Origin of the sequence: Actinoplanes sp. NPDC024001 (assembly GCF_040638955.1) — a bacterium.
Lineage (GTDB): Bacteria > Actinomycetota > Actinomycetes > Mycobacteriales > Micromonosporaceae > Actinoplanes.
The window spans coordinates 1-21,238 of sequence record NZ_JBEZZB010000026.1; the positions used below are offsets into that span (position 1 = coordinate 1).

At 70.0% G+C, this 21,238-nt stretch carries 20 protein-coding genes; 6 read left to right on the plus strand and 14 right to left on the minus strand.

Going from position 1 to position 21,238, the window contains the following annotated elements:
- Positions 1 to 478: 478 nt before the first annotated feature.
- The 4 genes from AB0F81_RS12815 to AB0F81_RS12830 form a co-directional block, all read right to left on the minus strand.
- Entirely contained in the window at positions 479 to 1,117 is a 639-nt protein-coding gene (locus AB0F81_RS12815; protein ID WP_360195471.1) for an SRPBCC family protein, read from the minus strand.
- Positions 1,118 to 1,404: 287 nt separating this feature from the next.
- Positions 1,405 to 2,682, minus strand: a complete 1,278-nt coding sequence (locus tag AB0F81_RS12820) for a wax ester/triacylglycerol synthase domain-containing protein (protein ID WP_360195474.1) — start codon at positions 2,680 to 2,682, stop codon at positions 1,405 to 1,407.
- 38 nt (positions 2,683 to 2,720) lie between these two features.
- Positions 2,721 to 3,017 (minus strand): 2TM domain-containing protein, encoded by a 297-nt coding sequence (locus AB0F81_RS12825; protein ID WP_360195477.1) that lies wholly within the window; start codon positions 3,015 to 3,017, stop codon positions 2,721 to 2,723.
- A 149-nt stretch (positions 3,018 to 3,166) separates the two neighbouring features.
- Entirely contained in the window at positions 3,167 to 4,597 is a 1,431-nt protein-coding gene (locus AB0F81_RS12830; protein ID WP_360195480.1) for a glycosyltransferase, read from the minus strand.
- 158 nt (positions 4,598 to 4,755) lie between these two features.
- Between AB0F81_RS12830 and AB0F81_RS12835 the strand changes: the two genes are divergently transcribed.
- From AB0F81_RS12835 to AB0F81_RS12845, 3 genes are read left to right on the plus strand one after another with little or no spacing between them, the layout of a single operon-like run.
- Positions 4,756 to 6,642, plus strand: coding sequence for a lysophospholipid acyltransferase (locus AB0F81_RS12835; RefSeq protein WP_360195482.1), 1,887 nt, complete (start codon positions 4,756 to 4,758; stop codon positions 6,640 to 6,642).
- On the plus strand, positions 6,639 to 8,111 hold the full coding sequence (locus tag AB0F81_RS12840; protein WP_360195485.1) for an HAD-IB family hydrolase: 1,473 nt from the start codon (positions 6,639 to 6,641) through the stop codon (positions 8,109 to 8,111). Before AB0F81_RS12835 ends, AB0F81_RS12840 begins: the two co-directional genes overlap by 4 nt.
- Positions 8,108 to 9,343 carry a wax ester/triacylglycerol synthase domain-containing protein gene (locus tag AB0F81_RS12845; protein WP_360195488.1) on the plus strand — a complete coding sequence of 412 codons (1,236 nt, stop codon included), beginning with the start codon at positions 8,108 to 8,110 and terminating at the stop codon, positions 9,341 to 9,343. Before AB0F81_RS12840 ends, AB0F81_RS12845 begins: the two co-directional genes overlap by 4 nt.
- Here the strand turns inward: AB0F81_RS12845 and AB0F81_RS12850 are convergent.
- The 3 genes from AB0F81_RS12850 to AB0F81_RS12860 form a co-directional block, all read right to left on the minus strand.
- Positions 9,300 to 9,938: a hypothetical protein gene (locus AB0F81_RS12850; RefSeq protein WP_360195491.1), complete on the minus strand. Its 639-nt coding sequence runs from the start codon at positions 9,936 to 9,938 to the stop codon at positions 9,300 to 9,302. The two genes, AB0F81_RS12845 and AB0F81_RS12850, sit on opposite strands and share 44 nt — an antisense overlap.
- Positions 9,939 to 10,181: 243 nt before the next feature.
- Positions 10,182 to 10,796 carry a hypothetical protein gene (locus AB0F81_RS12855; protein WP_360195494.1) on the minus strand — a complete coding sequence of 205 codons (615 nt, stop codon included), beginning with the start codon at positions 10,794 to 10,796 and terminating at the stop codon, positions 10,182 to 10,184.
- On the minus strand, positions 10,796 to 11,236 hold the full coding sequence (locus tag AB0F81_RS12860; protein ID WP_360195497.1) for a PspC domain-containing protein: 441 nt from the start codon (positions 11,234 to 11,236) through the stop codon (positions 10,796 to 10,798). Before AB0F81_RS12860 ends, AB0F81_RS12855 begins: the two co-directional genes overlap by 1 nt.
- 370 nt (positions 11,237 to 11,606) lie before the next feature.
- Between AB0F81_RS12860 and AB0F81_RS12865 the strand changes: the two genes are divergently transcribed.
- Positions 11,607 to 12,500, plus strand: a complete 894-nt coding sequence (locus AB0F81_RS12865; protein WP_360195500.1) for a fructose-bisphosphate aldolase — start codon at positions 11,607 to 11,609, stop codon at positions 12,498 to 12,500.
- A gap of 45 nt (positions 12,501 to 12,545) precedes the next feature.
- On the opposite strand, the gene ugpC is transcribed toward AB0F81_RS12865, so the two are convergent.
- From ugpC to AB0F81_RS12885, 4 genes are all read right to left on the minus strand, one after another.
- On the minus strand, positions 12,546 to 13,754 hold the full coding sequence (ugpC, locus tag AB0F81_RS12870; RefSeq protein ID WP_360195503.1) for a sn-glycerol-3-phosphate ABC transporter ATP-binding protein UgpC: 1,209 nt from the start codon (positions 13,752 to 13,754) through the stop codon (positions 12,546 to 12,548).
- 13 nt (positions 13,755 to 13,767) lie between these two features.
- Positions 13,768 to 14,580 carry an SPFH domain-containing protein gene (locus AB0F81_RS12875; RefSeq protein ID WP_360195505.1) on the minus strand — a complete coding sequence of 271 codons (813 nt, stop codon included), beginning with the start codon at positions 14,578 to 14,580 and terminating at the stop codon, positions 13,768 to 13,770.
- Positions 14,581 to 14,695: 115 nt separating this feature from the next.
- The gene (locus AB0F81_RS12880) at positions 14,696 to 16,201 is read right to left on the minus strand and encodes a long-chain fatty acid--CoA ligase (RefSeq protein WP_360195508.1); all 1,506 of its coding nucleotides are present in this window, start codon (positions 16,199 to 16,201) and stop codon (positions 14,696 to 14,698) included.
- 28 nt (positions 16,202 to 16,229) lie between these two features.
- Positions 16,230 to 17,654, minus strand: a complete 1,425-nt coding sequence (locus AB0F81_RS12885) for a wax ester/triacylglycerol synthase family O-acyltransferase (RefSeq protein ID WP_360195511.1) — start codon at positions 17,652 to 17,654, stop codon at positions 16,230 to 16,232.
- A 125-nt stretch (positions 17,655 to 17,779) separates the two neighbouring features.
- Between AB0F81_RS12885 and AB0F81_RS12890 the strand changes: the two genes are divergently transcribed.
- Entirely contained in the window at positions 17,780 to 18,715 is a 936-nt protein-coding gene (locus tag AB0F81_RS12890; RefSeq protein WP_360195514.1) for a patatin-like phospholipase family protein, read from the plus strand.
- A gap of 9 nt (positions 18,716 to 18,724) precedes the next feature.
- Complete coding sequence (locus AB0F81_RS12895; RefSeq protein WP_360195517.1) at positions 18,725 to 19,108, plus strand: helix-turn-helix domain-containing protein; 384 nt, start codon at positions 18,725 to 18,727, stop codon at positions 19,106 to 19,108.
- Positions 19,109 to 19,127: 19 nt separating this feature from the next.
- On the opposite strand, the gene AB0F81_RS12900 is transcribed toward AB0F81_RS12895, so the two are convergent.
- The 3 genes from AB0F81_RS12900 to AB0F81_RS12910 form a co-directional block, all read right to left on the minus strand.
- Positions 19,128 to 19,436: a hypothetical protein gene (locus AB0F81_RS12900; RefSeq protein ID WP_360195520.1), complete on the minus strand. Its 309-nt coding sequence runs from the start codon at positions 19,434 to 19,436 to the stop codon at positions 19,128 to 19,130.
- 72 nt (positions 19,437 to 19,508) lie between these two features.
- Positions 19,509 to 20,237, minus strand: coding sequence for a DUF998 domain-containing protein (locus AB0F81_RS12905; RefSeq protein ID WP_360195523.1), 729 nt, complete (start codon positions 20,235 to 20,237; stop codon positions 19,509 to 19,511).
- A gap of 43 nt (positions 20,238 to 20,280) precedes the next feature.
- Positions 20,281 to 21,159 carry an alpha/beta hydrolase gene (locus AB0F81_RS12910; RefSeq protein ID WP_360195526.1) on the minus strand — a complete coding sequence of 293 codons (879 nt, stop codon included), beginning with the start codon at positions 21,157 to 21,159 and terminating at the stop codon, positions 20,281 to 20,283.
- Positions 21,160 to 21,238: the final 79 nt, after the last annotated feature.

Genomic DNA, 21,238 nt, shown 5'->3' on the forward strand with positions numbered 1-21,238 from the left:
CTCCCCGAACGCCTCGTCCCAACCCTGCACCTGCTCAACCGTGACCACGTCCGGGAAACGATCCAGAACTACTCGAAGTAGTGATCCGCCGTAGCAGTACTAATCGGTGTGGTCGCCAAGTCCTGCCACGTGCCGGTGAGAAGTACCCGCTGCAGGGGCCTGCCCCGCGCGCACCCAATCCAGGCCCCGGCCCTCGGTGGCAAGGACCAGGATCGTCGGGTACGGCTCGAACGCCTCGCCGGCCCGCAGCTGGGCTGACGCCTCGGTGAAGTCGCGCATCGGCACGGTTTCCAGCGCATCCCAAGGCTCGGCCGCCCGCAGCCGAACACCATCGTTGCGTACGCGATCTCCGGTCCAGCGGGCGAGCTCGTCGTGGTAGCCGGGTCGTTGTCGCAGCCGTTGGGGCCGACCATAGGGGCACGTCGCCCAACCGGCACAGCAGCCGTTGGGCATCGGTAGGCCTTTGGTCCCGGGTTCCTCAGGCGGGTACAGCATCCGCGGAGCGCTGGAGCCGTTCGCCGCGCTGTTTGATGCCGCGCAGCATCCGGCGTTCCATGACCAGGCTGCCGGGTGACATCAGCACGTCGTAGAGCATCCGGGTGACTCGGCCGGCGCCGGGTGGGCTGATCCGGTTGCGGCTGATCAGCCGTGTTCCGTGTTGATCCGGACGCAGCTCGAAGATCCACACCCAGGCGCCGTCGGTCGATCGGATCGCGAGGGTGTGCTGCGGTCGGCAGATCTCCACCCGCATGTTCGGACCAGTCGAGCCCAACGGCAGGACGTCACCGACGGCAAGGTGCTGGAACTGGGGCAGGATCTCGTCGGCGCTGTGCATGTCCAGTCCGAAAAGGTTCTCGATCCAGTCGTACGTGTAGGCCCCGCCTCGGCCGCTGCCCATCTGCACCAGCCAGGGCCACACCGCCGACGGTTGAGCATTAATCATGATCGCGCGGGTCGACAGCAGAGCGGCCTCGGGCAACAGGTCGTCGCCGGGCATCTGGCCGGCCACCTCCTGTGGCGTGGCGCCCCAATTCAGATACCGGCGGCGTGCCGGTGGTGACAGCGCCAGGCCTGCCGCCGCCAAGCCTCCCGCGGCTATCGCCGTCAGAACTCTCATCATCAGGCTCCTTCCCGGACATCGCTGCGGCTTCAGCCTCGTCCTGTTGCGGCCCACTCAGGTAGGTGCGTTCGGCCCTAACGTCCGGGTCTGCGGCCTGACCGACGACCCGGCCAACGTCGCCGCGACCGCCGCCGCCGTCGCAACCGTGGAACTGCGCAGGTCACCTCGGCCTGCCAGTCACCGCAGCTCGATGTCGGCCCGGGCGAGCGCGGTGAGACCGTCGTGCACCGTGCAGTAAAGGCGACCGTCTGGAGGCGGCCAAGCGGTCGCGAGCAGTCCGACGGTTACGCGCCGGCCGCGGCGAGAATCTCCCAGTCGTGCCTGATCCCGACGAGCAGGACCGGCAGGTCGGGAAAGGCGCCGGCATCGACGTGAACAGTGACGTTGAGCCGCCCGGCGTAGGAGAACGCCACGACCGAGAGCGCCACGTTACCGGCGAGGTTGCCGACCGCCGCGACGTCCAGCACCGGCGCGCCCAGCATCGTCACGGGTACCGGCGGCCCGGCCATGTTGCTCTCCATGACCTGGGTCAGGTGCTGGTGGCGGCTCAACCACCGAGCCACTCTCAGCCGGGCCAGAGCGACCAGGATCGCGTTCCCCGCGGTGGCCGACTGTTCGCGCTTCGCGTCGGCGGTCATCACGGCAAGGTGGTGCAGCCGCGCGGCCGGATCAGGCTCGGCGACCGGCAGCCGGACCAGGAAACCACCGGTCCGGTTACCGGCCTGCGCAGGCGTGCCGCGCGTACGCAGGGAGACCGCGACCGAGGCGGTGACGCACAGCGCTTCCAGCGGGACTCCACGGCTGTGGAGCAGCGCACGGACCCCGCCGGCGGCGAGGGCGAGAACGACGTCGTTCACTGTGCCGCCGTAGCGGTGGGCGGTCTCCTTCATCGCGGCGAGGTCGAAGTGCAGGACGGCCAGGCGCCGGTGCGGACCCACCGGTGTGTTCAGCGACGTGCGCGGCGCTCGCCAGGAACGGACGAGCATCCGCAGCCCGGCCGGCGCCCCACGACGGCTGTGGCCGAGCGCCGGTGATCGCGGCGGTGACGGTGGCGCAGCGCCCGGCAGCGGAGTGCCGAGCAGGGAGGTGATCAGCTGGATCGCCGCGATGCCGTCGGCGACGACGTGGTGCAGCACGAAGACCAGGCCGACCCGCCCTCCGGACAGGCCGGGCACCAGCCACATCCGCCACAGCGGCCGGGAACGGTCGAGCGGCCGCGTGATCAGCCGTGCGGTCAGGCGCAGCAGCGCGTCCTCGTCGCCGGGCTCCGCGAGCTCGGCCACCCGGACGTGTTCCTCGATCCGGAATCCCGGCGCGGCGATCCACCTGGGCCGCCCGCCGAACAGTCCAGGAAACCGCGGCATCTGACGCAGCCGCGGCACGGCAGGAAGGCGGGCGGCGACATCGGCACGGATCTCGGCTGCACGCAGCCGCCCGGCGCCGTCGAGCAGCGCCTCACCGTCGAGGATCGCCACCGCCGCCACGTTGATCGGCGTACCGGGCGCCTCGACGGTGAGGTTGAGTGCGTCCTCGGCGCTGAGCAGTCCCTGCCGACTCGCCACGACTCCCCCTCGTTCACAGCTCCCGATGTCGGCCCGATTCAGGGGCGCCCGAGCCGCTGCATCTCGGCGCGGATGGCTTCCTCGGACGGCTCCGAGCCGATCAGCACGTCCCAGGCGTGGAACACGATGCCGATCCCCCACCCGAACAGCGGGAACATCGGCCAGAAGAAGCCACCAGGGCTGGTCAGCCACCAGATGACGATGAGGAAGAAGTTCACCAGGGCGTAGGCCAGCAGGTGGACCTGCAGCTCACGCCGTTTGCGCAGCTTCTCGACCGCCGCCTGGCGCAGCTCGCCAGACGGGTCAACGGCCGGGACGCCCGATGTTGTCGTCATCGCAGCTCCCTTCCGAGCGAGTCACACGTCGCGGCCACGACACGACCGCAGACGCATCTACCCTTACTGTTACGCCGACGCCGCGTCGCGGACAGGGCCGGAAGTCCACCCAGCGTCGAGGAGACGCCCCAAGTCGGACCTGTGGCCTGTCAGCGCTGGCCATCCCCCGCACGCAGCGCGGAGAACAGCGCAGCGTAGCGCAGCAAATGGAAGTCGCCGACGAAGTTCTGCCGCACGTATGCGTGCGCGGACTCACCCAGACGGTTGCGCCGCGGCGGGTCGTCGAGCAGTTCGCGGACCGCGAGACCGAATCCGCGCAGATCCGCCGGCTCGGGTAGCAGAACCCCCGTGCCGGGAGCGATCTGGTCGTTGATGCCGCCGACCGCGGATCCGATCACCGGGCGGCCCTTCCACATGGCCTCGGCGACCGTCAGCCCGAAGCCCTCGGCGAGGCTCTTCTGCGTCACGATGCTCGCGTGCCGCTGCACCGCGTTGACCATGGCAGCGTTCTCCTCGACGTCGTCCAGAGGCAGTGTCACCAGCATGATCCGCGACCGTGCCGGTGCCGGTAGAGTCCGCCACTGCGCCAGGCATTCGCGGTAGACCACGGCTCCCTCCGGGTCGTCGGCAACGTCGGTCACCGCGGGACCCACCAGGCTCAGATGGCAGTCGCGCCGGCTGGCGACGTACCGGGCGAAGCCGTGCATCACCCCGGCCATGTCCTTGAGCCGGTCCCAGCGCGACACCTGCACCAGCACATCGTCACCGGGGCCGGGAAGGTCGTCGGCGATCACCGAGGCCGGGCGGGTCACCTCGCCGAGGATTCCGTCGCGGCGCACGAACCGGCCCGCCGAACCGGCTTTGCCGTCGATCAGACCGATCGTCGCCAGGATGGCGTGCGCGGTGCCCGAGTCCATCTCCTGATTCTTCGCCGAGAACGGGTCGATCGACGGCGGGATGATCCACACCCGTGAGCTGTCGAGCCAGGCCGGCACGTACGAGCGGCGGGAGAACACCCACGCGTGTGCCGCGCTCACGTGCGGGCGCAGGAACTCCCAGGCCGCTTCGGAGGCTTCGCTGGCCGTGTCCGCGCCGATGTGGGACCGCCAGACGACCAGGGCACCGGCATCGGCCAGCGGCCCGGCCAGACCGGCGGTCTGCGGATCGTGCAGCAGCACGATGTCGCCGGGCCGGACGAGCTGCCGCAGTTCCGCCGCATTGGCCAGCAGCACACTGCGGTAGTGGTCGGCCTCCGCGGGATCGATCGCCGCCGCGTCGCCGTACCCATGGATGCCGTTGTGCAGTCGTTTCGTCACGGCGAAGAAGTCCGCGTCACCGTGGATCACCAGCCACCGGATCGCGATGCCGAGATCCTCGACGTAGCCCACCAGCACCTGCAACATCTCCGCGACACCACCGCCGGCAGCGGTCGAGTTGACGTTCCAGACGGTGCGGTCGCCGAAAGCGGCTTTGAACTCGTTCGCGGCCGAACGGAGGCGGGCGTAGCGGGCCGCGCCGATGACCGGCTCCAGTTGTTCTGCCGGTCGCCGGGGCGGTGGCACCGGATGCACCAGGTCCATGTCTCTGTCTACCGCAACCGGCGGGCCCCGCACCGTGGACGGACGGACCAATCTCCACCGATCCCGGGTCTTTCGGCCGTTGACCGCGGCTCGGACGCGGCCGAACGATGAGAACAAGGACCGGCAACACCTGCATGACTTCCACCTGCGAGGTGGCCATGAATGCCGCATTCCCCGACCGTGCGCTCCGCAGTCTGCTGGACCGGGTCGGTACCCGCCGCGTACTGCAGCGCCTCGGCGTTCGTGACGAGCCGACGGGCCGGCTGCCCACCGACACCCCTGAGGTGGCCGAGCTGTTGGCGGACGCCGCTTTCGCCGGGCAGGTGAACGAACTGGCCGGCTCGCTCGACCGCGAGCCGCTGGAGGTACGCGTCGAGGCAGCCGGATATCTACGCGAGATGGGCGCCACCCACACCCGGCGTGCCGTGCGGGACTGGGAACGGTTCAGTCATTGGCTGGCCCGGGCGCACGACCTCGTGCTCGACCCCGAGCAGATCCGCCGCCTGCAGGCGCTGGACCGCAAGCAGACCCTGCTGTTCCCGTTCTCGCACCGCTCCTACCTGGACGGGGTGACCGTGCCGGCGGCGCTGTCCCACGGCGTCTCGCCGTCGTTCGTGCTGGCCGGCGCGAACCTCGACGTGTTCCCGTTCAATCACCTGCTGCGCCGGTCCGGGTTCGTCTACGTGCGCCGCTCGACAGCCGACCTTCCGGTCTACCGGTTCGCGCTGCGCAGTTACCTGGCCCGGATGATCCGTAACCGGCGCAACCTGTGCTGGTCGATCGAGGGCGGGCGCACCCGTACCGGCAAGCTGCGGCCACCGACGTACGGCATCCTGCGCTACGTCATCGACGCGCTCGACACCGACACCCACGCTCAGGCTCTGATCGTGCCGGTCTCCATCGTGTACGAGCAGCTGCACGAGGTCGCACGGATGACCGACGAGGCCCGGGGCGCCCGCAAACAGCCGGAGGACCTGCGCTGGCTGTGGCACTTCGGCTGGGCACAGCGGCAGCGGTTCGGCCGGGCCTACCTGGAGTTCGGCGAGCCGATCCCGTTGCGTGATCGCCTCGCCGAGCTGCGCAACGACGATCCGGCGGAGCCACACGTGGTGGAGCGGATCGCCCTGGAGACCTGCCACCGGATCAACCAGGCCACACCGGTGACGACCACTGCCGTGGTGTGCCTGGCCCTGCTCGCCGCCGACCGAGCGGAAACCCTGAACGAGGTGCTGGCCACCATCGCCCCACTCGCCGCCTACATCGGCCACCGCGGGCGGCCGGTGGCCGGCGCGGCCAGCCTCACCGACCGGGCCACCATCCGCCGCACCCTCGACGATCTCGTCCGTTCGGGCGTGCTCACCGGCTACGACGGCGGCACCGAGACGGTCTGGCGGATCACTCCAGGTCAGCACCTGGTCGCGGCGTTCTATCGCAACACCGCCGTCCACATGCTCGTCGATCGGGCGATCGGCGAACTCGGGCTGCTGGCCGCGGCCGAGGGCGGCGACAGCGGACTGCACACTGCGCACCGGGAGACTCTGCGGCTACGCGAGTTACTCAAATTCGACTTCTTCTTCCCGTCCCGCCGGGAGTTCGCCGAGGAGATGACCGCCGAGCTCGCGATCGCCGACCCGAGCCAGGCCGGTGGGGTGCACGACTTCACCGCGGCCGACGCCGAGCGCTGGCTCGAGCGCAGTCCGCTGCTGGTGGCGCATCTGGTGCTGCGGCCCTTCCTGGACGCCTACCACGTCGTAGCCGACCGGCTGACCGTGTGGCCGGACGATGAGCCGTTCGACGAGCAGCGTTTCCTCGACGAATGCCTGCGCGTGGGCCGGCAGTGGGCCATGCAGAAGCGCCTGGCCAGCGAGGAATCCGTCTCGCTGGAACTGTTCAAGCCGGCGCTACTCCTGGCCCGGCACCGCGACCTCGTCACCCCCGGCCTACCCGAACTGGGCAAGCGGCGCGCGGACTTCCACGCGGAGATCGACGCGACGGTACGCCGGATCAACGCGATCGCGGCGCTGGCATCCCGGGACCGGCCGTGAACGTCACCCCGGGCCGGGTCGTCGAGGCAATCGACGACACGCCCGCCGGGGCACACATCGGCGCGTTCTTCGACCTGGACGGGACGCTGCTGCACGGCTTCACCGCCGGCGCCGCCTGCCAGAACGAAGTTCTCGGTGGCCACATCGGCCCGGCGGATCTGGCTCGCATCGTCGTCGCAGCGATCGACAACGGCCTGCTCGGCGGCAGCCCGGGCAACCTCGGCAAGATCGGCTTCAGGGCGCTGCGCGGCCGCCGGGCCGGCGCCGTGACTACCGCGGCCGATCGGCTGTTCGCCAAGGAGACCGCCAGGTGGATACGGCCGCAGGCCCGCGACATCGTCCAGGCTCACCTACGGCGCGGTCACACCGTAGCGGTGGCCTCCTCCGCGACGCGCATGCAGGTCGAGCCGGTGGCCCGCGACCTGGGCATCCCGCACCTGATCTGCACCGAACTCGAGGAGCAGGACGGTGTCCTCACCGGGCGCAGCACCACCGGCATGCTCTGGGGCGAGCCGAAAGCCGCGGCAGTGCGGGCTTTCGCCCGCAACCACGGCGTCGATCTGAGGCAGAGCTTCGGCTACGCCAACGGGTGGGAAGACATCGCATTCCTCGGCTCGGTCGGCCGGCCCTGCGCGCTCAACCCGCACCCGGTGCTGCGCCGCGCCGCCGACGAGTACGGCTGGCCCGTGCTGACGCTGCGTGAGGCTCGCACTCCCGGGCCGCGCGCCTACCTCGGCACCCTCGCCGCGCTGCTGGGCGTCAACGCCGGTCTGACCGCTGGTGTCGCCTACGGCCTGCTCACCGGCGACCGCCGCCGCGGGATGAACACCGGCATCGCCCTGTCCGCCGAGGCCGGGCTGGCATTGGCCGGCGTGAAGCTTGACGTGGTCGGCGCCGACATCCTCGGCAAGACCCGCCCTGCGGTGTTCATCGCCAATCATCAGAGCACTCTCGATGTGCTGGTGCTCGGCGCACTGCTTCGACGGGACTTCACCGCGGTGGCCAAGAAAGAAGCCCGCTTCGACCCACGAATGATGATCATCGGTACGCTGCTCGACCCGGTCTGGATCGACCGGGCCAACCCGGCCGCCGCCCGCAAGACCCTCGACGGAGTCGTCCGCCGGCTCCGCGACGGCACCTCGATCCTCATCCTGCCCGAGGGCACCCGGATGCCCACACCCACCCTGGGACGCTTCAAGAAAGGAGCGTTTCACATCGCCATGCAGGCCGGGGTGCCAATCGTGCCCATCGTGCTGCGCAACACCGGCGAACTGGCGTGGCGCCGCTCGATGGTGGTCAACCCCGGCACGGTCGAGGTCGCCGTGCTTGAACCCGTCACCACCGACGGCTGGACCGCCGCCGGCCTCGACGGGCGGATCGCCGAGATGCGGCACAAGTTCGTCGACACCCTGCAGAACTGGCCGGGATCAGCCGATGCCGGCCACGTGATCCATGAGGAGGCACCATGACCACGATGACCGAGGGCGAAGCCCTCCTGTGGCGCAGCGAACGGCACCCACAGCGCTCAGCGACGCAGACCCTGCTGCTGATCCTGGACAGGGTCCCGGACCAGGCTCGGTGGTACGCCGTACACGAGCGAGCGACCAGGCTGCTGCCCCACACGCGGGCCCGCGTACGGGAGCCTGCTGTGCCGGTCGGACCACCGCAGTGGGCGACCGACCCGCATTTCGACCTCGCCTACCACCTGCGCCGGGTGCGGTTGCCCGCCCCGGGCCGGATGCCTGAGCTGCTCAAGTTCGCCCAGCAGGCCGCGATGGCGCCGTTCGACCGCAACCGCCCGCTGTGGGAGGCAACCCTCGTCGAAGGCCTGCCGGACGGCAAGGCGGCGTACCTGCTCAAGGTGCATCGGTCGCTGGCCGATGCGGCAGTCGTCCTGCGGCTGCTGTCGCCGGGACCACCGCCGCAGCCGCGACCGAATCGCCGGTCCGCCGCACAACTGCTCACCGCCGGAACCACGGCGCTGGCCCACCCCCAGGCCGCCGCCGTCAACGCGCTGCACCTGGTTGCGTCCATGCGCCGCGCCGCGGCGCCGCTGACCGCATCCGGCTCGCCGTTGTTCGGCGGCCGCACCGGCTCGTCATGGCGCTACCGCGTACTGGAATGCCGGCTCACCGACCTCGAGACGGCAGCCCGGGCAGTCGGCGGCTGCGTCGGGGACGCCTACGTCGCCGCGCTGCTGGGCGGTATGCGCCGCTACCACGAAATCCACGGCGTCGACCTGGACGCGATACCGACGAGCATGCCGGTCGGCGGCCACCGGACCGTCGCTACGTTTGCGGCACCGCTCGCGAAAGCAGACCCGCAGGAGCGGATCGCAGCCGTCCACGGCATCACGTTGTCGCTGGGCGTCGAACCGGCGCTGGAGGTGCTGCCCTCCGTCCTTCCGGTCCTCAACCGCCTGCCGTCCGCAGTGGTCGCCGCGACCGGCCGGATCCTGGCCACCGCCGACCTGTACGCCTCCTACCTGCCCGGTTCGCCGCACCGTACCCGGCTGGCCGGCGCGCTGGTGGAGCGCATCTACCTATTCGGGCCGCTGCCAGGCAGCGCTGTGACGGCAGCGATGGTCGCGCACGCGGGTGTCTGCTGCGTCGCAGTGACCATCGACGGCACTGCCGTCGCCGACCCGGACAAGCTGATCAGCTGCCTGCACGAGGGCTTCGAAGAGGTTCTGGCCCGTTGACCCGGCCCCGGCCCGGCTCCGGCGGCAGCAACCGCAGCAAGCGCACGACGGCCACGCCGGTGACCGAGGCCATGGTGACCGCCATCAGCAGCGCACCCGCCACACCGACCGCGACCGTCACGGCAAGCGCCTGACCGGGTTGCCACAGCGGCATCGTGAAGATCAGGAAGACCGTCAGCCCGGCCAGCCAGGCGGCCGCGCTGAACCAGACCCACCGTCCGGGGTGCGGGAGCAGGTGGCGCAGTACCGTCCACTGCGCCACCCCGATCGAGTTCAGCAAGACCAGGCCGAGCAGCAAGGCCGCCGCCACCTGCGCGGCGATCGGCCAGTTCTGCCAGGTATCGGCGAACGCCGAAGGCAGGACACCGATGGCGTACGCGAGAACTGCCGCAGCCGCGGTGCGCACAATCCAGCGTCGCCGAGGGAAATCGCTCAGCTCCCGCCGCAGTACTGTGGCCTGCCCCCAGCCGAGTAGCGTCCCCTCGACCGCACCGGCAGCGAGGAGGGCGGGCACCGTCACCGTGGCGGTCGAGCGGGCGGTGAGCGCGCCGACGACCGCGGGCGCGAGGAAGCCGGCGACCTCGGCGGCGGACACGGTCGCCACCCAGGTGACCCAGAGCCGATCGCTGACCACGGCCGTCATGTCGTCGTCTGCTTCCCGCTGCCCGGACCGTGTCTGCCGGTGAGCAACATCGCCACGCCGGCAGCTATCAGCGTTACGGGCACGGCCCAGACAAGTGACAGCCGCCACACGTCCAGGGCTGCAGCCAGCAAGGCTGACCCGACCGCGACACAGGCGAGTCCGAGCGCGACGGCCACGACGGGACGCTCCGTCCGGTCACTCATGCCACACCTCGATCACTCCGGTACCCACACGGGCGTCCAACCGGACCGCCCCCGGCCAACCGGCCGCCTCGCTCCATCGCGAGTCAGGGCCATTGCCCACCGACCGGCCGTCGACCTTGATCTCACCAGCGCCGACCGTGGCGACGATGCCCACCGCAGCGCCGGACGGCACTGTGATGGCGAGTTCGCCGACCCCGACGGACACGTCCATCCGACCGCCGGCCGGCAACGCCCGGCCGGTGAGGTCCACGTGGAGGTTGCCGACGCTGATCGCGGTGTCGACCGGCCAATCGGTCACAGCCGGGGCGACGGTGCGCTCCCCGATCGGGCCCACGTAACGCTGCACCGGCAGCGTCGCCAACGTCGCGGCAACCAGCAGCACCGCACCCAGGCCGGCCAGTGCGCCCGGGACACGCCGCAGACCCACCATGACCAGGCCCACCACGATCAGCCCGGCGGCCGGCAAGGCCCGCCAGGGCACCGGCACTCCGAGCCCGTCCAACAGCCACGCGACGCCGGCGACGGCGATGAACAGACCGACGACCAGGCGGCCCCAATGCGGACCGGCCCTCTGGGGTGCCTCCACGGAGGCTTGAACCTCGGTCATCAGGACCTCCGGCGGGTAGCGGAGATGAGAACGATGATTCCGGTCACGATGATCAGCAGCGGCCAGGCCAGGCTCACGTCGAACCACGGCATCGCAAGGCGCAGCAGTAGCACCCCGCCGAGCGTGATCAGCACCAGGCCGACGTACCAGGACAGGGTCCCGGAGGAGGAAGGTGACACACCGGACGACAACTCGCCACTGTCCTCCGGGATGGCGATCCAGGCGATGATGTAGGCGAGCGCCGCCACCCCGGTCGCCAGCGCCAGCGCCACCGCGGCGATGCGCAGCAGCACCGGGTCGACGCCGAAGTAGCGGCCGAGGCCGCCGCACACACCACCGAGAACCCGGTCGGTGTGGCTGCGGCGCAGTTGCCGATCCGGCGCGGCCGATGGCGACGGGCCGACCGGTGGCTCTGGACCGGTGATCGACGGAATTGTCATGGCGTCCTCCTCCCTGTCCGCGGCAGCCGGTCCGGTTCAGCCGTCGGCGATCAGCTCGGGTCGGCGCGGCATCGGCCAGCAGCGACACGGGCGCATCGGTTCATGCCCCCGGACCACACACAACGCACAGTGTGCGGGCGCCGGCGACGCTGCCGGCGCCCGTACCTCCATGTCACCGCGCGCGGCACGATCCGCACAGTGCTGGAGGACCCGTTCACCAGCCGGAGGTCCCGGCCCGCAGGCACCAGGCGCGAAACACCGTGTCTGCGGTGGGGACCTCCGGCCCTGTGGCGGGACGACCCGGCGCGAAAGGCTGGACGGTGGGATATCCACCGGTCCGCACCTGCAGGACCGAGGAAGGAGAGCCACCATGATGACCCGGCTGCGGTTGTCCGACTGTGGCCTGAGCACCGGCAAGCGAGCCAGGCTGCAACGAATTCTGTACCAGCACGGGCTGCGTAACGGCACCGCGCTGTTCCTGCCCTATGACCAGGGCCTCGAGCATGGTCCGCGAGACTTCTTCGACAACCCGGACTCCGCCGACCCCCGTTACATCGTCCGCCTCGCCGTCGAGGGCGGCTTCAACGGGATCGCGGTCCAGATCGGCCTCGCTGAGAAGTTCTACTGGGACTTCGCCGGCGAGGTACCGCTCGTGCTCAAGCTCAACGGCAAGACCGACATCCCCTCCGACCACCACGCTCTGTCTCCGCTGCACGCCACCGTCGAGGACGCGGTACGTCTCGGCGCTGATGCGGTGGGCTACACCCTCTACGTTGGCACCCCCGCCCACGAGGCCGACTTCACCCAGTTCCATCGTGTGCGCCAAGATGCCCGGCGGTTCGGGATGCCGCTGATCGTGTGGGCGTACCCGCGCGGTGAGGCCGTCGACGCCAAAGGCGGGAAGGACTCGTTCTACGCGGTGCACTACGCGGCTCGCGTCGCCAGCGAGCTCGGCGCCGACGTGGTGAAGGTGAACTTCCCGCACCCGGAGAAGCGCGCCGGCGTGCCCGCACCATACGCGGGCGAGTACAGCAGCCAGGACGCGATCGACGCGGTGGTTCGTGCCGCCAACCGTACCCTCGTGCTGATCTCCGGCGGCGGCCGAGCCGACGACGAGGCGATGCTCGACAAGGCGCAGGAGTCCATGGCGGCGGGCGCCACCGGTCTGATCTTCGGCCGTAACGTGTGGCAGCGCGACCACGACGAATCGCTGCGCTTCATCGACCGGCTCCGCGAGGTCCTCGCCAAGCATCCGACGCCGTAACACGACGCTGGCGGTCCCCGGACCGCCAGCGTCGTCTCTGCCGTGTCATGCCGCCTGGGCTTCGCGGCTGGCGACAGCGGGCTGCTCCGCTCTCAAAATGGCATGCCCGTCATTGCCGTCGAAGAAGTACGCCTCGCACGGGTCGATCGCCAGCCGGACCGGGCGGCCGATCGCCAGATCGGCGTGCTGCTGGACCTTGGCGGTCCACAGCCGGTCTGCCGAAGTGTCGTCCACAGCGACCGGCACGTCGTCCGCACCCGCCGGGGCTCGGCCGGTGCGGTAGCGGGGTGCCTCGAACAGCACGTGCTTCTCGTCGCCGAGCGCCTCCACCCCGAGCGGAACCACCTCGATGACCGCCGTGGCACCAGGCCCCGCCAGCGAGAACGCCGCCGGGCGTAGCCCCAGGACCACCTGCGATCCGAGGTACTGCGCCAGGCCCGGGTAGCGGCGCAGGGCGTCGGGAATCGCGAACTCGACGCCATCCAGCGACACCGTGACCGGATCATCGGCCCGCAGGCTCACCGTTGCGAAATTCATACTGGGCGAGCCCATGAATCCGGCGACGAAACGGTTCGCCGGCGCCAGGTAGAGCTCCTCCGGGGTGCCGACCTGCTGCAGCCGTCCGTTGTTCAGCACGGCGATGCGATCGCCCAGCGTCATGGCCTCGACCTGGTCGTGCGTGACGTACACGGTGGTTACCCGGTAGCGCTGGTGCAGCCGGGCGAGCTCGGCCCGCATCGACACCCGCAACTTCGCATCCAGGTTGGACAACGGCTCGTCGAGGAGGAACACGCGCGGTTGGCGGACGAGTGCACGTCCCATGGCGACGCGCTGCCGCTGGCCGCCGGAGAGAGCCTTGGGCTTGCGCTCCAGGTACTCCTGCAGGCCGAGCAGCTGCGCGGTGGACTCCACCTGCTCTTGGATGTGCGTCTTCGGCACATGACGCAGTTTCAGGGCGAACCCCATGTTGTCCTGCACCGTCATGTGCGGATAGAGCGCGTAGTTCTGGAACACCATGGCGATGTCCCGCGCTTTGGGCGCCCAGTCCGTCACCCTCTCGTCATCGATGATCACCTCACCGGAAGTCGCCTCTTCCAGCCCCGCGATCATCCGCAGGATCGTGGACTTGCCGCAGCCGGACGGGCCGACGAGGACGAGGAACTCGCCGTCACCGATGCTGAGGCTGAAATCGTCGACCGCCGGCGTCTTGCCGGAGAAGATCTTCGTCAAATGCTCCAGCCGTACCACGGACATGCCGGCCTCCTTCTCAACGCGACGCGTCGGCCAGGTGGTAGGCACCGTTGGCGCCGACGTCACCGGCTTTGTCGCTGATCTGGTTGAAGAAGCGCAGCAGCTCGACCGGGATCGGCATCACGAGGGTGCTGTTCTGCTCGGCCGCCACGTCGACGACGGTCTGGAGCAACCGCAGCTGGTAGGCGCCTGGGGTTGCGCTCATCGCGCGGGCGGCGTCGGCGAGCCGCTGTGACGCCTGGAACTCGCCGTCGGCTGCGATGATTCGCGCCCGGCGCTCGCGTTCAGCCTCGGCCTGGCGCGACATCGACCGCTTCATGCTGTCCGGCAGCGCGACGTCCTTGACCTCGACACGTTCGATCAGCACACCCCACGGCTTCTCGGTCGGGGCGTCGATGGCCGCCTTCAACTCCGCATTGATCCGCTCACGGTCGCTGAGCAGCACATCGAGATCGGCCCGGCCGATCACCGATCGCAACGATGTCTGGGCCACCTGGAGCACGGCGTTGCCGTAGGCACGCACGTTCACCAGGGCGCGGATCGGGTCGACGACCCGGTAGTAGACGACCGCGTCGACGGTCAGGGTCACGTTGTCGCGGGTGATCGCTCCCTGGGCCGGGACCGGCATCACCACGGTTTGCATGGTTACCTTCACCATCCGGTCCACCAGCGGAATGATGAACCGCAGTCCCGGCTCACGGACGCGGCTATGCACCCGCCCGAACCGGAACACCACTCCACGCTGGTACTGCTGCACCAGCCGTACGCTGAGCGCGAGCACGACCAGCACGCCGAGCGCCACAGCCCCGGCGATGATCCAAGTTTGCATCTCTCCTCGATTCCTCGACACAGCGAGGCTCCGGGCGGATCACCCGGTGTCACCTTCCACGCTGCACCGATCGGCCCTGCTCGAGCAGGGCCGATCGACCTCTCGTAGGGCCTGTTCAGGTCAGCGACTTCTTGAGGACCTTGCCGGCACCGCTGAGCGGCAGGCTGTCGCGGAACTCGACGATGCGCGGGTACTTGTAGGCGGCGAGGCGTTCGCGGCAGTGGGCGATGATGCCGGCCGAGGTGACGGCGCTTGCCGTACGGGGTACGACGAACGCCTTGACCTCCTGACCCAGCCGCTCATCGGGGACTCCTACTACAGCGGCCAGGATCACGTCCGGGTGCTGGTGCAGGGCCTCCTCCACCTCGCGCGGGTACACGTTGTAGCCGCCGCGGATGATGAGCTCTTTCTCGCGGTCGACGATGAACAGGTAGCCGTCGGGGTCGATGAAGCCGAGGTCGCCGGTGTGGAACCAGCCGCCCTGGAACGCCTCCACGGTGGCCTGGGGGTTGCCGTGGTATCCGTGCATGGTGTGGTAGCCGCGGGTGACGATCTCACCGATCCGGTCGCGGCCCGGCGGCAGGCGGTGCCCGTCGTCGTCCCAGATCTGCACCTCGACGCCCCAGACCGGGCGGCCGACGCTGTACACCCGCCGGTCGTCGGGGCTGGGGTTGAAGGTGATGGTCGCGGCGGTCTCGGTCATCCCGTATCCCTCGAGGATCGGCACCCCGAACCGCTGCTCGAAGGCGTCCAGGACGTGTGCGGGGATGGCGTCGCCGCCGGAGACGCACACCCGCAGTGACGAGGTGTCGTACCGGTCGTCGGGTGGGTGGGCGAGCAGTGCACCGAACATGGTGGGCACGCCGTCGAAGATGGTGGCACGGTCCCGGGTGATCGCGTCGAGGACCGCGTCGGGAGTGAAGCGGGGCACCAGCGAGAGGGCCGCGCCGAAGCGGATGCCGACGTTCATCGCGCTGTTCATACCGAAGACGTGGAACAGCGGCAGGACGGTGAGGACCACGTCCTCACTGCGCAGGTCGAAGAGGCGGCCGGGGATGTCGGCGTTCATGTAGAGCTGCAGGTTGGTCAGTTCGGCTCCCTTGGGCAGCCCGGTGGTGCCGGAGGTGTAAACGATGGCGGCGACGTCGTCGGCCTCCCGGTCGGCCAGCGGCAGCGGTCCGGAGACCGGGGTGGTGAGCTCGGTGAACGGGCGGGCCACCCCGTGGGGCGCCGGTCCCGCGACGTAACAGTCGCCGAGGCCAGCCTCGGCGGCGCCCTTGGCCGCGTCCTCCAGCAACGACGCCCAGGTGATCAGTAGGCGGGCGCCCGAGTCGGTGAGCTGGTAGGCGATCTCGGGGGCGCGCAACAGCACGTTGAGCGGCACCACCACCGCGCCGGCCTTGAGGATGCCGTAGTAGGCGATCGGGAACTGCGGGACGTTCGGTAGCTGCAGCCCGACGCGGTCGCCGGGGCGGATTCCCCGGGCGGCAAGGGCGGCGGCCACCGCATCCGAGCGGGCGTCCAGTTCGGCGTACGTGATTGTGGTGCCGTCGTGCATGATGGCCGGCGCGTCCGGATGGGCGGTCGCCGACTCGCGCAGGATGACTGCCAGATTCAGCATCTTCGGCTCCTTTGACGATGAGGCTGGTTCAGGTCGTCCGCGCCGCCCGGCTACGGGGCTTCCGAACGCGGGCACGCCGCGCGGACACGGGCAGTGACTCGATCTCTTCGACGATCCAGCCGGCGATGTGTTCGGCCTCGGGTATCGAGGCGAAGTCCGTGGTGACGCCGAAGACGGCCTGCCCGGCGTAGGTGAAGGCGGCGACGCCGGCGCGCATCCGTTCGCCGATCGGCACGTAGGGCAGGATCTCGCGGATCGGGCGGCCGAGGATGTAGAGCTGTTCGCGCGGTCCGGGCACGTTGGTGGTGACCGTGGTGACGGCCGACTGCGGCAGGCTCAGTGCGGTCCGGATCACCAGCGAGACCGCGGCGAACGGCTCGTGTTCGGCCAGTTCGACCAGTCCGGCCACCGCCTCGATCTCGTGGGCGGCCCGCAGCTCGGCGATGTGCTGGTGTACCGCCTTGAGCCGGGCCACCGGGTCGTCGATCTCCACCGGCAGCAACACGAGCAGCGAGGCGAGCCGGTTGTCGAGGCGGCCCTGCTGGTCGACGCGCCGCATGTTGACCGGCACCAGGGTGCGTACCGCACGGGGGTCGGGCTGTTCGCCGCGGGACTGCAGCAGCCGGCGCAGCGCGCCGGCGACCGCGGCCAGATAGACGTCGTTGACGGTGACGTCGTGGGCCTGGGCGGCGGCGGTCAACGTGGCCAGCGGGGTGCGGGACACGGCGTATCGGCGGGCACGGCCCAGCGGCCCGAGCAGGGAGGTCGGCGTGGCCGGAAGGAAACCTTCGGCCAGGATGGCGAGGCCGCCCGCCGCGTGGCCGAGGCGCTCGATCGCTTTGCTGTCCCCGAGCATGCCCAGCAGCGAGCGGGTCAGCTCGATCGGGTACTGGGCGAGGCCGCCGAGGGCACCGAGAGTCAGGGACAGCGCGCTCGCGTCCGGGTGCGGAGCCCAGTCGTCCTCGGCTAAAGGCCCCGGCTCCGGGCTGGTGTCACAGATGATCCGGTACAACTCGTTGCCGGAAACGCCGTCCGCCAGACAGTGATGCACCTTGGACAGCAGCGCCCAGCGGCCCTCCGGCAGACCTTCGATGAGCCAGTCCTCCCACAGCGGCCGCTCCCGGTCCATCCGCTGGCTCATCACCCGGCCGACGAGCGCGGCCAGTTCGGCGTCGCCGCCGGGCGCCGGCAACGCGGTACGCCGCAGATGGAAGTCGAGATCGAAGTCGGCGTCATCGACCCACACCGGCCGGCCGAGATTGAACGGCACGCGGCGCACCTTCTGCCGGTAACGGGGCACCAGCGGCAGCCGGCCGCGGATCGCTGCGGCGAACTCCTCCTGAGTCGGCGCCGGCCCCTCCAGCACCGCAACCGACGCGATCGCCAGCGAGGCGTGCGTGTCCTCGTCCTCAGCATCCAGGAAGGACGCGTCCAGCGGGCTCAGATATTCCATGGCGCACCTCTCGATCACGCAGCGTGACACCTCTTCCCACCGTGGCGAATGCCATCGGTCATCCGGCAGGGCCAGACGTCCCGATCTGCCGGCCGGTCGTGTCACCATGGGAACGGGTGGTGCGAATGGCGAAAACCAAGCGAGTGGCCCTGGTGCTCGGTGCCGGCGGGACCCTGGGTGCGGCCTGGATGATCGGCGGGCTGGCCGCGCTGCAGGAACGCCTCGGACGGCCGCTGAGCCAGGTCGACACGATCGTGGGCACCAGCGCCGGCAGCGTCCTGGCCGCCGCGCTGCGGCACGGCTTCACCCCGGACGACCTGGTCGCACACCAGCTCGGCGAAAGCCACCCGCTGGTGCCGCACCCCGACGAGTTCGAGAACGACTCCGGCATCCTGCCGCCGCGACCACGGCTGCGGCTGGGCTCACCACGCATGCTGGCGACCGCAGCGCTCGCCCCGCACAGCGTTCACCCGCAGGTACTGGCCTCCGCTTTGCTGCCACAAGGCCGTTCACAACACCACACCTTGCGCCGATATGTGCAGGCCCTGGTCCACAGCGATCCCGGCGGCTGGCCGCTGCAGGACACCTGGATCGTCGGTGTGGACTATGAGTCCGGGCGACGGGTCGTCTTCGGCCGGCCGGGAAGTCCTGCGGCGCCGCTGCCCGACGCGGTCGTGGCATCCTGCTCCATCCCCGGCTGGCACCGCCCGGCGGTCATCGGCGAACGGCGCTACGTCGACGGAGGGATGCGCTCGGTCGCCTCGGTGGACGTGCTGCATCGCGAGGAACACGACGAGGTCTACGTGCTTGCTCCCATGGCAAGTCACCACACTGACCGTCCCCGTAACCCGGCTGTGCGCGCTGAGCGGGTCCTGCGGCAGGTCCTGGCCACGCGGCTGGACCGCGAGGCGGACAAGGTCGCCCGGAGCGGAGCCAAGGTCACGGTGGTGACGCCGGGTCCGGACGACCTCGCCGCCATCGGCGCCAACCTGATGGACGGTCGTCGGCGCCACGAGGTGCTGCGCACCGCCCAGGCGACAATTCCCGCGGCTCTCGGCTGAGGGACGACGATGGCGGGCCAGCACGATTCGTCGACGCTCGGCGGCATCATCCGCCGGCAGCGGGAGCTGGCCGAGTTGTCGTTGCGGCAGCTGGCGGCGATGGTCGGGATCTCGGATCCGTACCTGTCGCAAATCGAGCACGGGCTGCGTGCCCCGTCCGAGCGGGTACTGCACGCGATCGCCGCATCGTTGCGGACCACGGCTGACGCCCTCGTCGAGCAGGCTGAGCCGCCTGGCGAGGGACCGCCGGAGGTGCTGACCGCCATCGCTGCCGACCCGAATCTGACCGCCCGCCAACGCCAGGCACTCGGCGAGTCCTACACGGCCATGACTGGCATGACGATCGCCCGGCGCGGACGGCGTACGGCTAACAGCCGGCGGCCCGAGGCATGACCCCGGGCCGGTGAATGGCTCACCTCAGAATCTGGCGGGCCGTGCGGACGTAGGCTGCGCCGACGTCCTCGATGAGGCCGGCGCTCACGGTGAGCGCCTCCTTCGCCCACGGGTACGGCGCGATCTTCGCGGCGTCCTTCTCGAACGCGACGAGATCGGCCACTCCGCGCTCGTAAACGTTTACCGCCAGGCCGCCGATCTCGCGGCCGATGCGGCGACTGCGCGCACTCCGGGTCTCGACCGGCTTCGCCGCCTTGACCGTCTCGGCAGGCTTCGGGGCCTTGACCGGCTCAGCCGATTTGGCGGGCCGGGTAGTCGTCGTGGTCATCGCAACCTCCCTTCCTCGTCTCAATTAGCACGTTAGCCCTGTCTTGCTAACCCCGGTCAGAGTCGATGGCCCTCAATGCTGCACCTGCCAACGACGGCCAGGGACAGGACGTTCTACCCGGTAGGCGTCGGTCCGCCGCACCAGTACGAGCGCCAGGACCGCCATCCACAGCAGCCAAGCCCCGTAGGAGATTCGCTCTACGAACCCCATCCAGTGCGTCGGACCACCGGCTGCCACATCCGGCGCCGCCACTGCGACGAAGGCCCCGGCCAGCACCACGGTCACGGCCATCACGATCGCGAAGACGCGGAAACGTCCGCCGAGTGCGGCCGCGCTGAACCCCGTCTCGGCCAGAATAAAGAGAACGGCCAGCATGCTGAGAACCAGGTGGCCGACGTCGTTGGCACCACCGGCACCTTGCGCCAGGGTCTCGCGTGAGGTCATCGGGAACCACAACCACACCGGGAACATCAAACCTTGCGCGACCAGGACGCCTCCCGTCAGGCGCAGCGCGCGGCGGCTCCCCGCGGCCTTCCAAACGCCGACGCCGAAGCCGATCATCAGCAGCATGAACAGCGGCAGCACGGCGGTCAGGAAGTCCTGGGACGGCGCTCCGGTGCCCGACAGTTCGCTGATCGCCTGGTCGATGCGGCTGTAGTCGTCCCACATCGCCGTCGCGATCAGATCGTTGGCGATCACGTAGAACACTCCGTACCCGATGCCGCAGAGCAGCAGGGCTGGTTGCAGCACGTCCCGCAACTTTCCTGCTGTCCGGTTTCCTCTCGTCTCGTGGTTCGTCATAGCGGCCTCCTTCCGCTGCTCGGCTCGCCGGGTGCCGAAGGCATCAGCCCGACGGTGACACCTGGCGAGCGAGGGCGGCGATCTCCTCGGCGACGGCCGGTTGCAGCAGCGCCGGCAGGTCGTGCCCCATCCCCGGGAAGATCACCAGCTTCGCGCCCGGCACGGCCCGGGCGGTGGCGCGCCCGCCGGAGGGCCGGACCAGCCGGTCTTCGGCGCCGTGCACCACCAGCACCGGCATCCGCAACTCCTGCAGCGCCGGACGCCGGTCGTCGGCGGAGATGATGGCGGCGAGTTGCCGGCGCATGCCGTTGAGATCATGCGCCCGGTCGAAGCTGCGCCGTGCGGCGTCGCGGATCCACTCCTCATCGCGCGGATAACCGGGTGAACCGATGATCCGGAACACGTGCGCCATCTGCCGGGCCGCCGCCTCACGGTCGCGCACCGGCAGCGTCGCCAGCGCGGCCAGGGCGCCCGGATGGGGCCGTCCGATCCGTGCCGACGGCGTGGAGGAGATCGAGGTCAGACTCCGCACGCGATCCGGATGCCGAATCGCCAGCGTCTGCGCGATCATCCCACCCAGCGACACTCCGGCGACGTGGGCGCTCTGCCAGCCCAGGTCGTCCAGCACGGCCACCGCGTCGTCGGCCATGTCGGCCAGGGTGTATCCGGTCCAGCGCCGGCCGAGCAGGACCAGTGGCGACGGCAGTCCCAGCTCGGTCAGGTGAGTCGACAGGCCGACGTCGCGGTTGTCGTAGCAGGCCACTCGGAAGCCGCGCTCGATGAGCTGGCGGCGTAGTCCCTCCGGCCAGAAGAGCAGCGACAGTCCCAAGCCCATGACCAGGAGCAGTGGGATCCCGTTGTCCGGGCCCTCCACCTCGTACGCGATCTCGATGCGGCCGTGCCGCGCCATCCCCGCAGCCATGCTCTCAGCCTCGCGCGCATCGCGACCGGCGGCGCGGGCCGGACGTCCCGATCATCCGCCGGTCGGCTCTGCCGGTGGC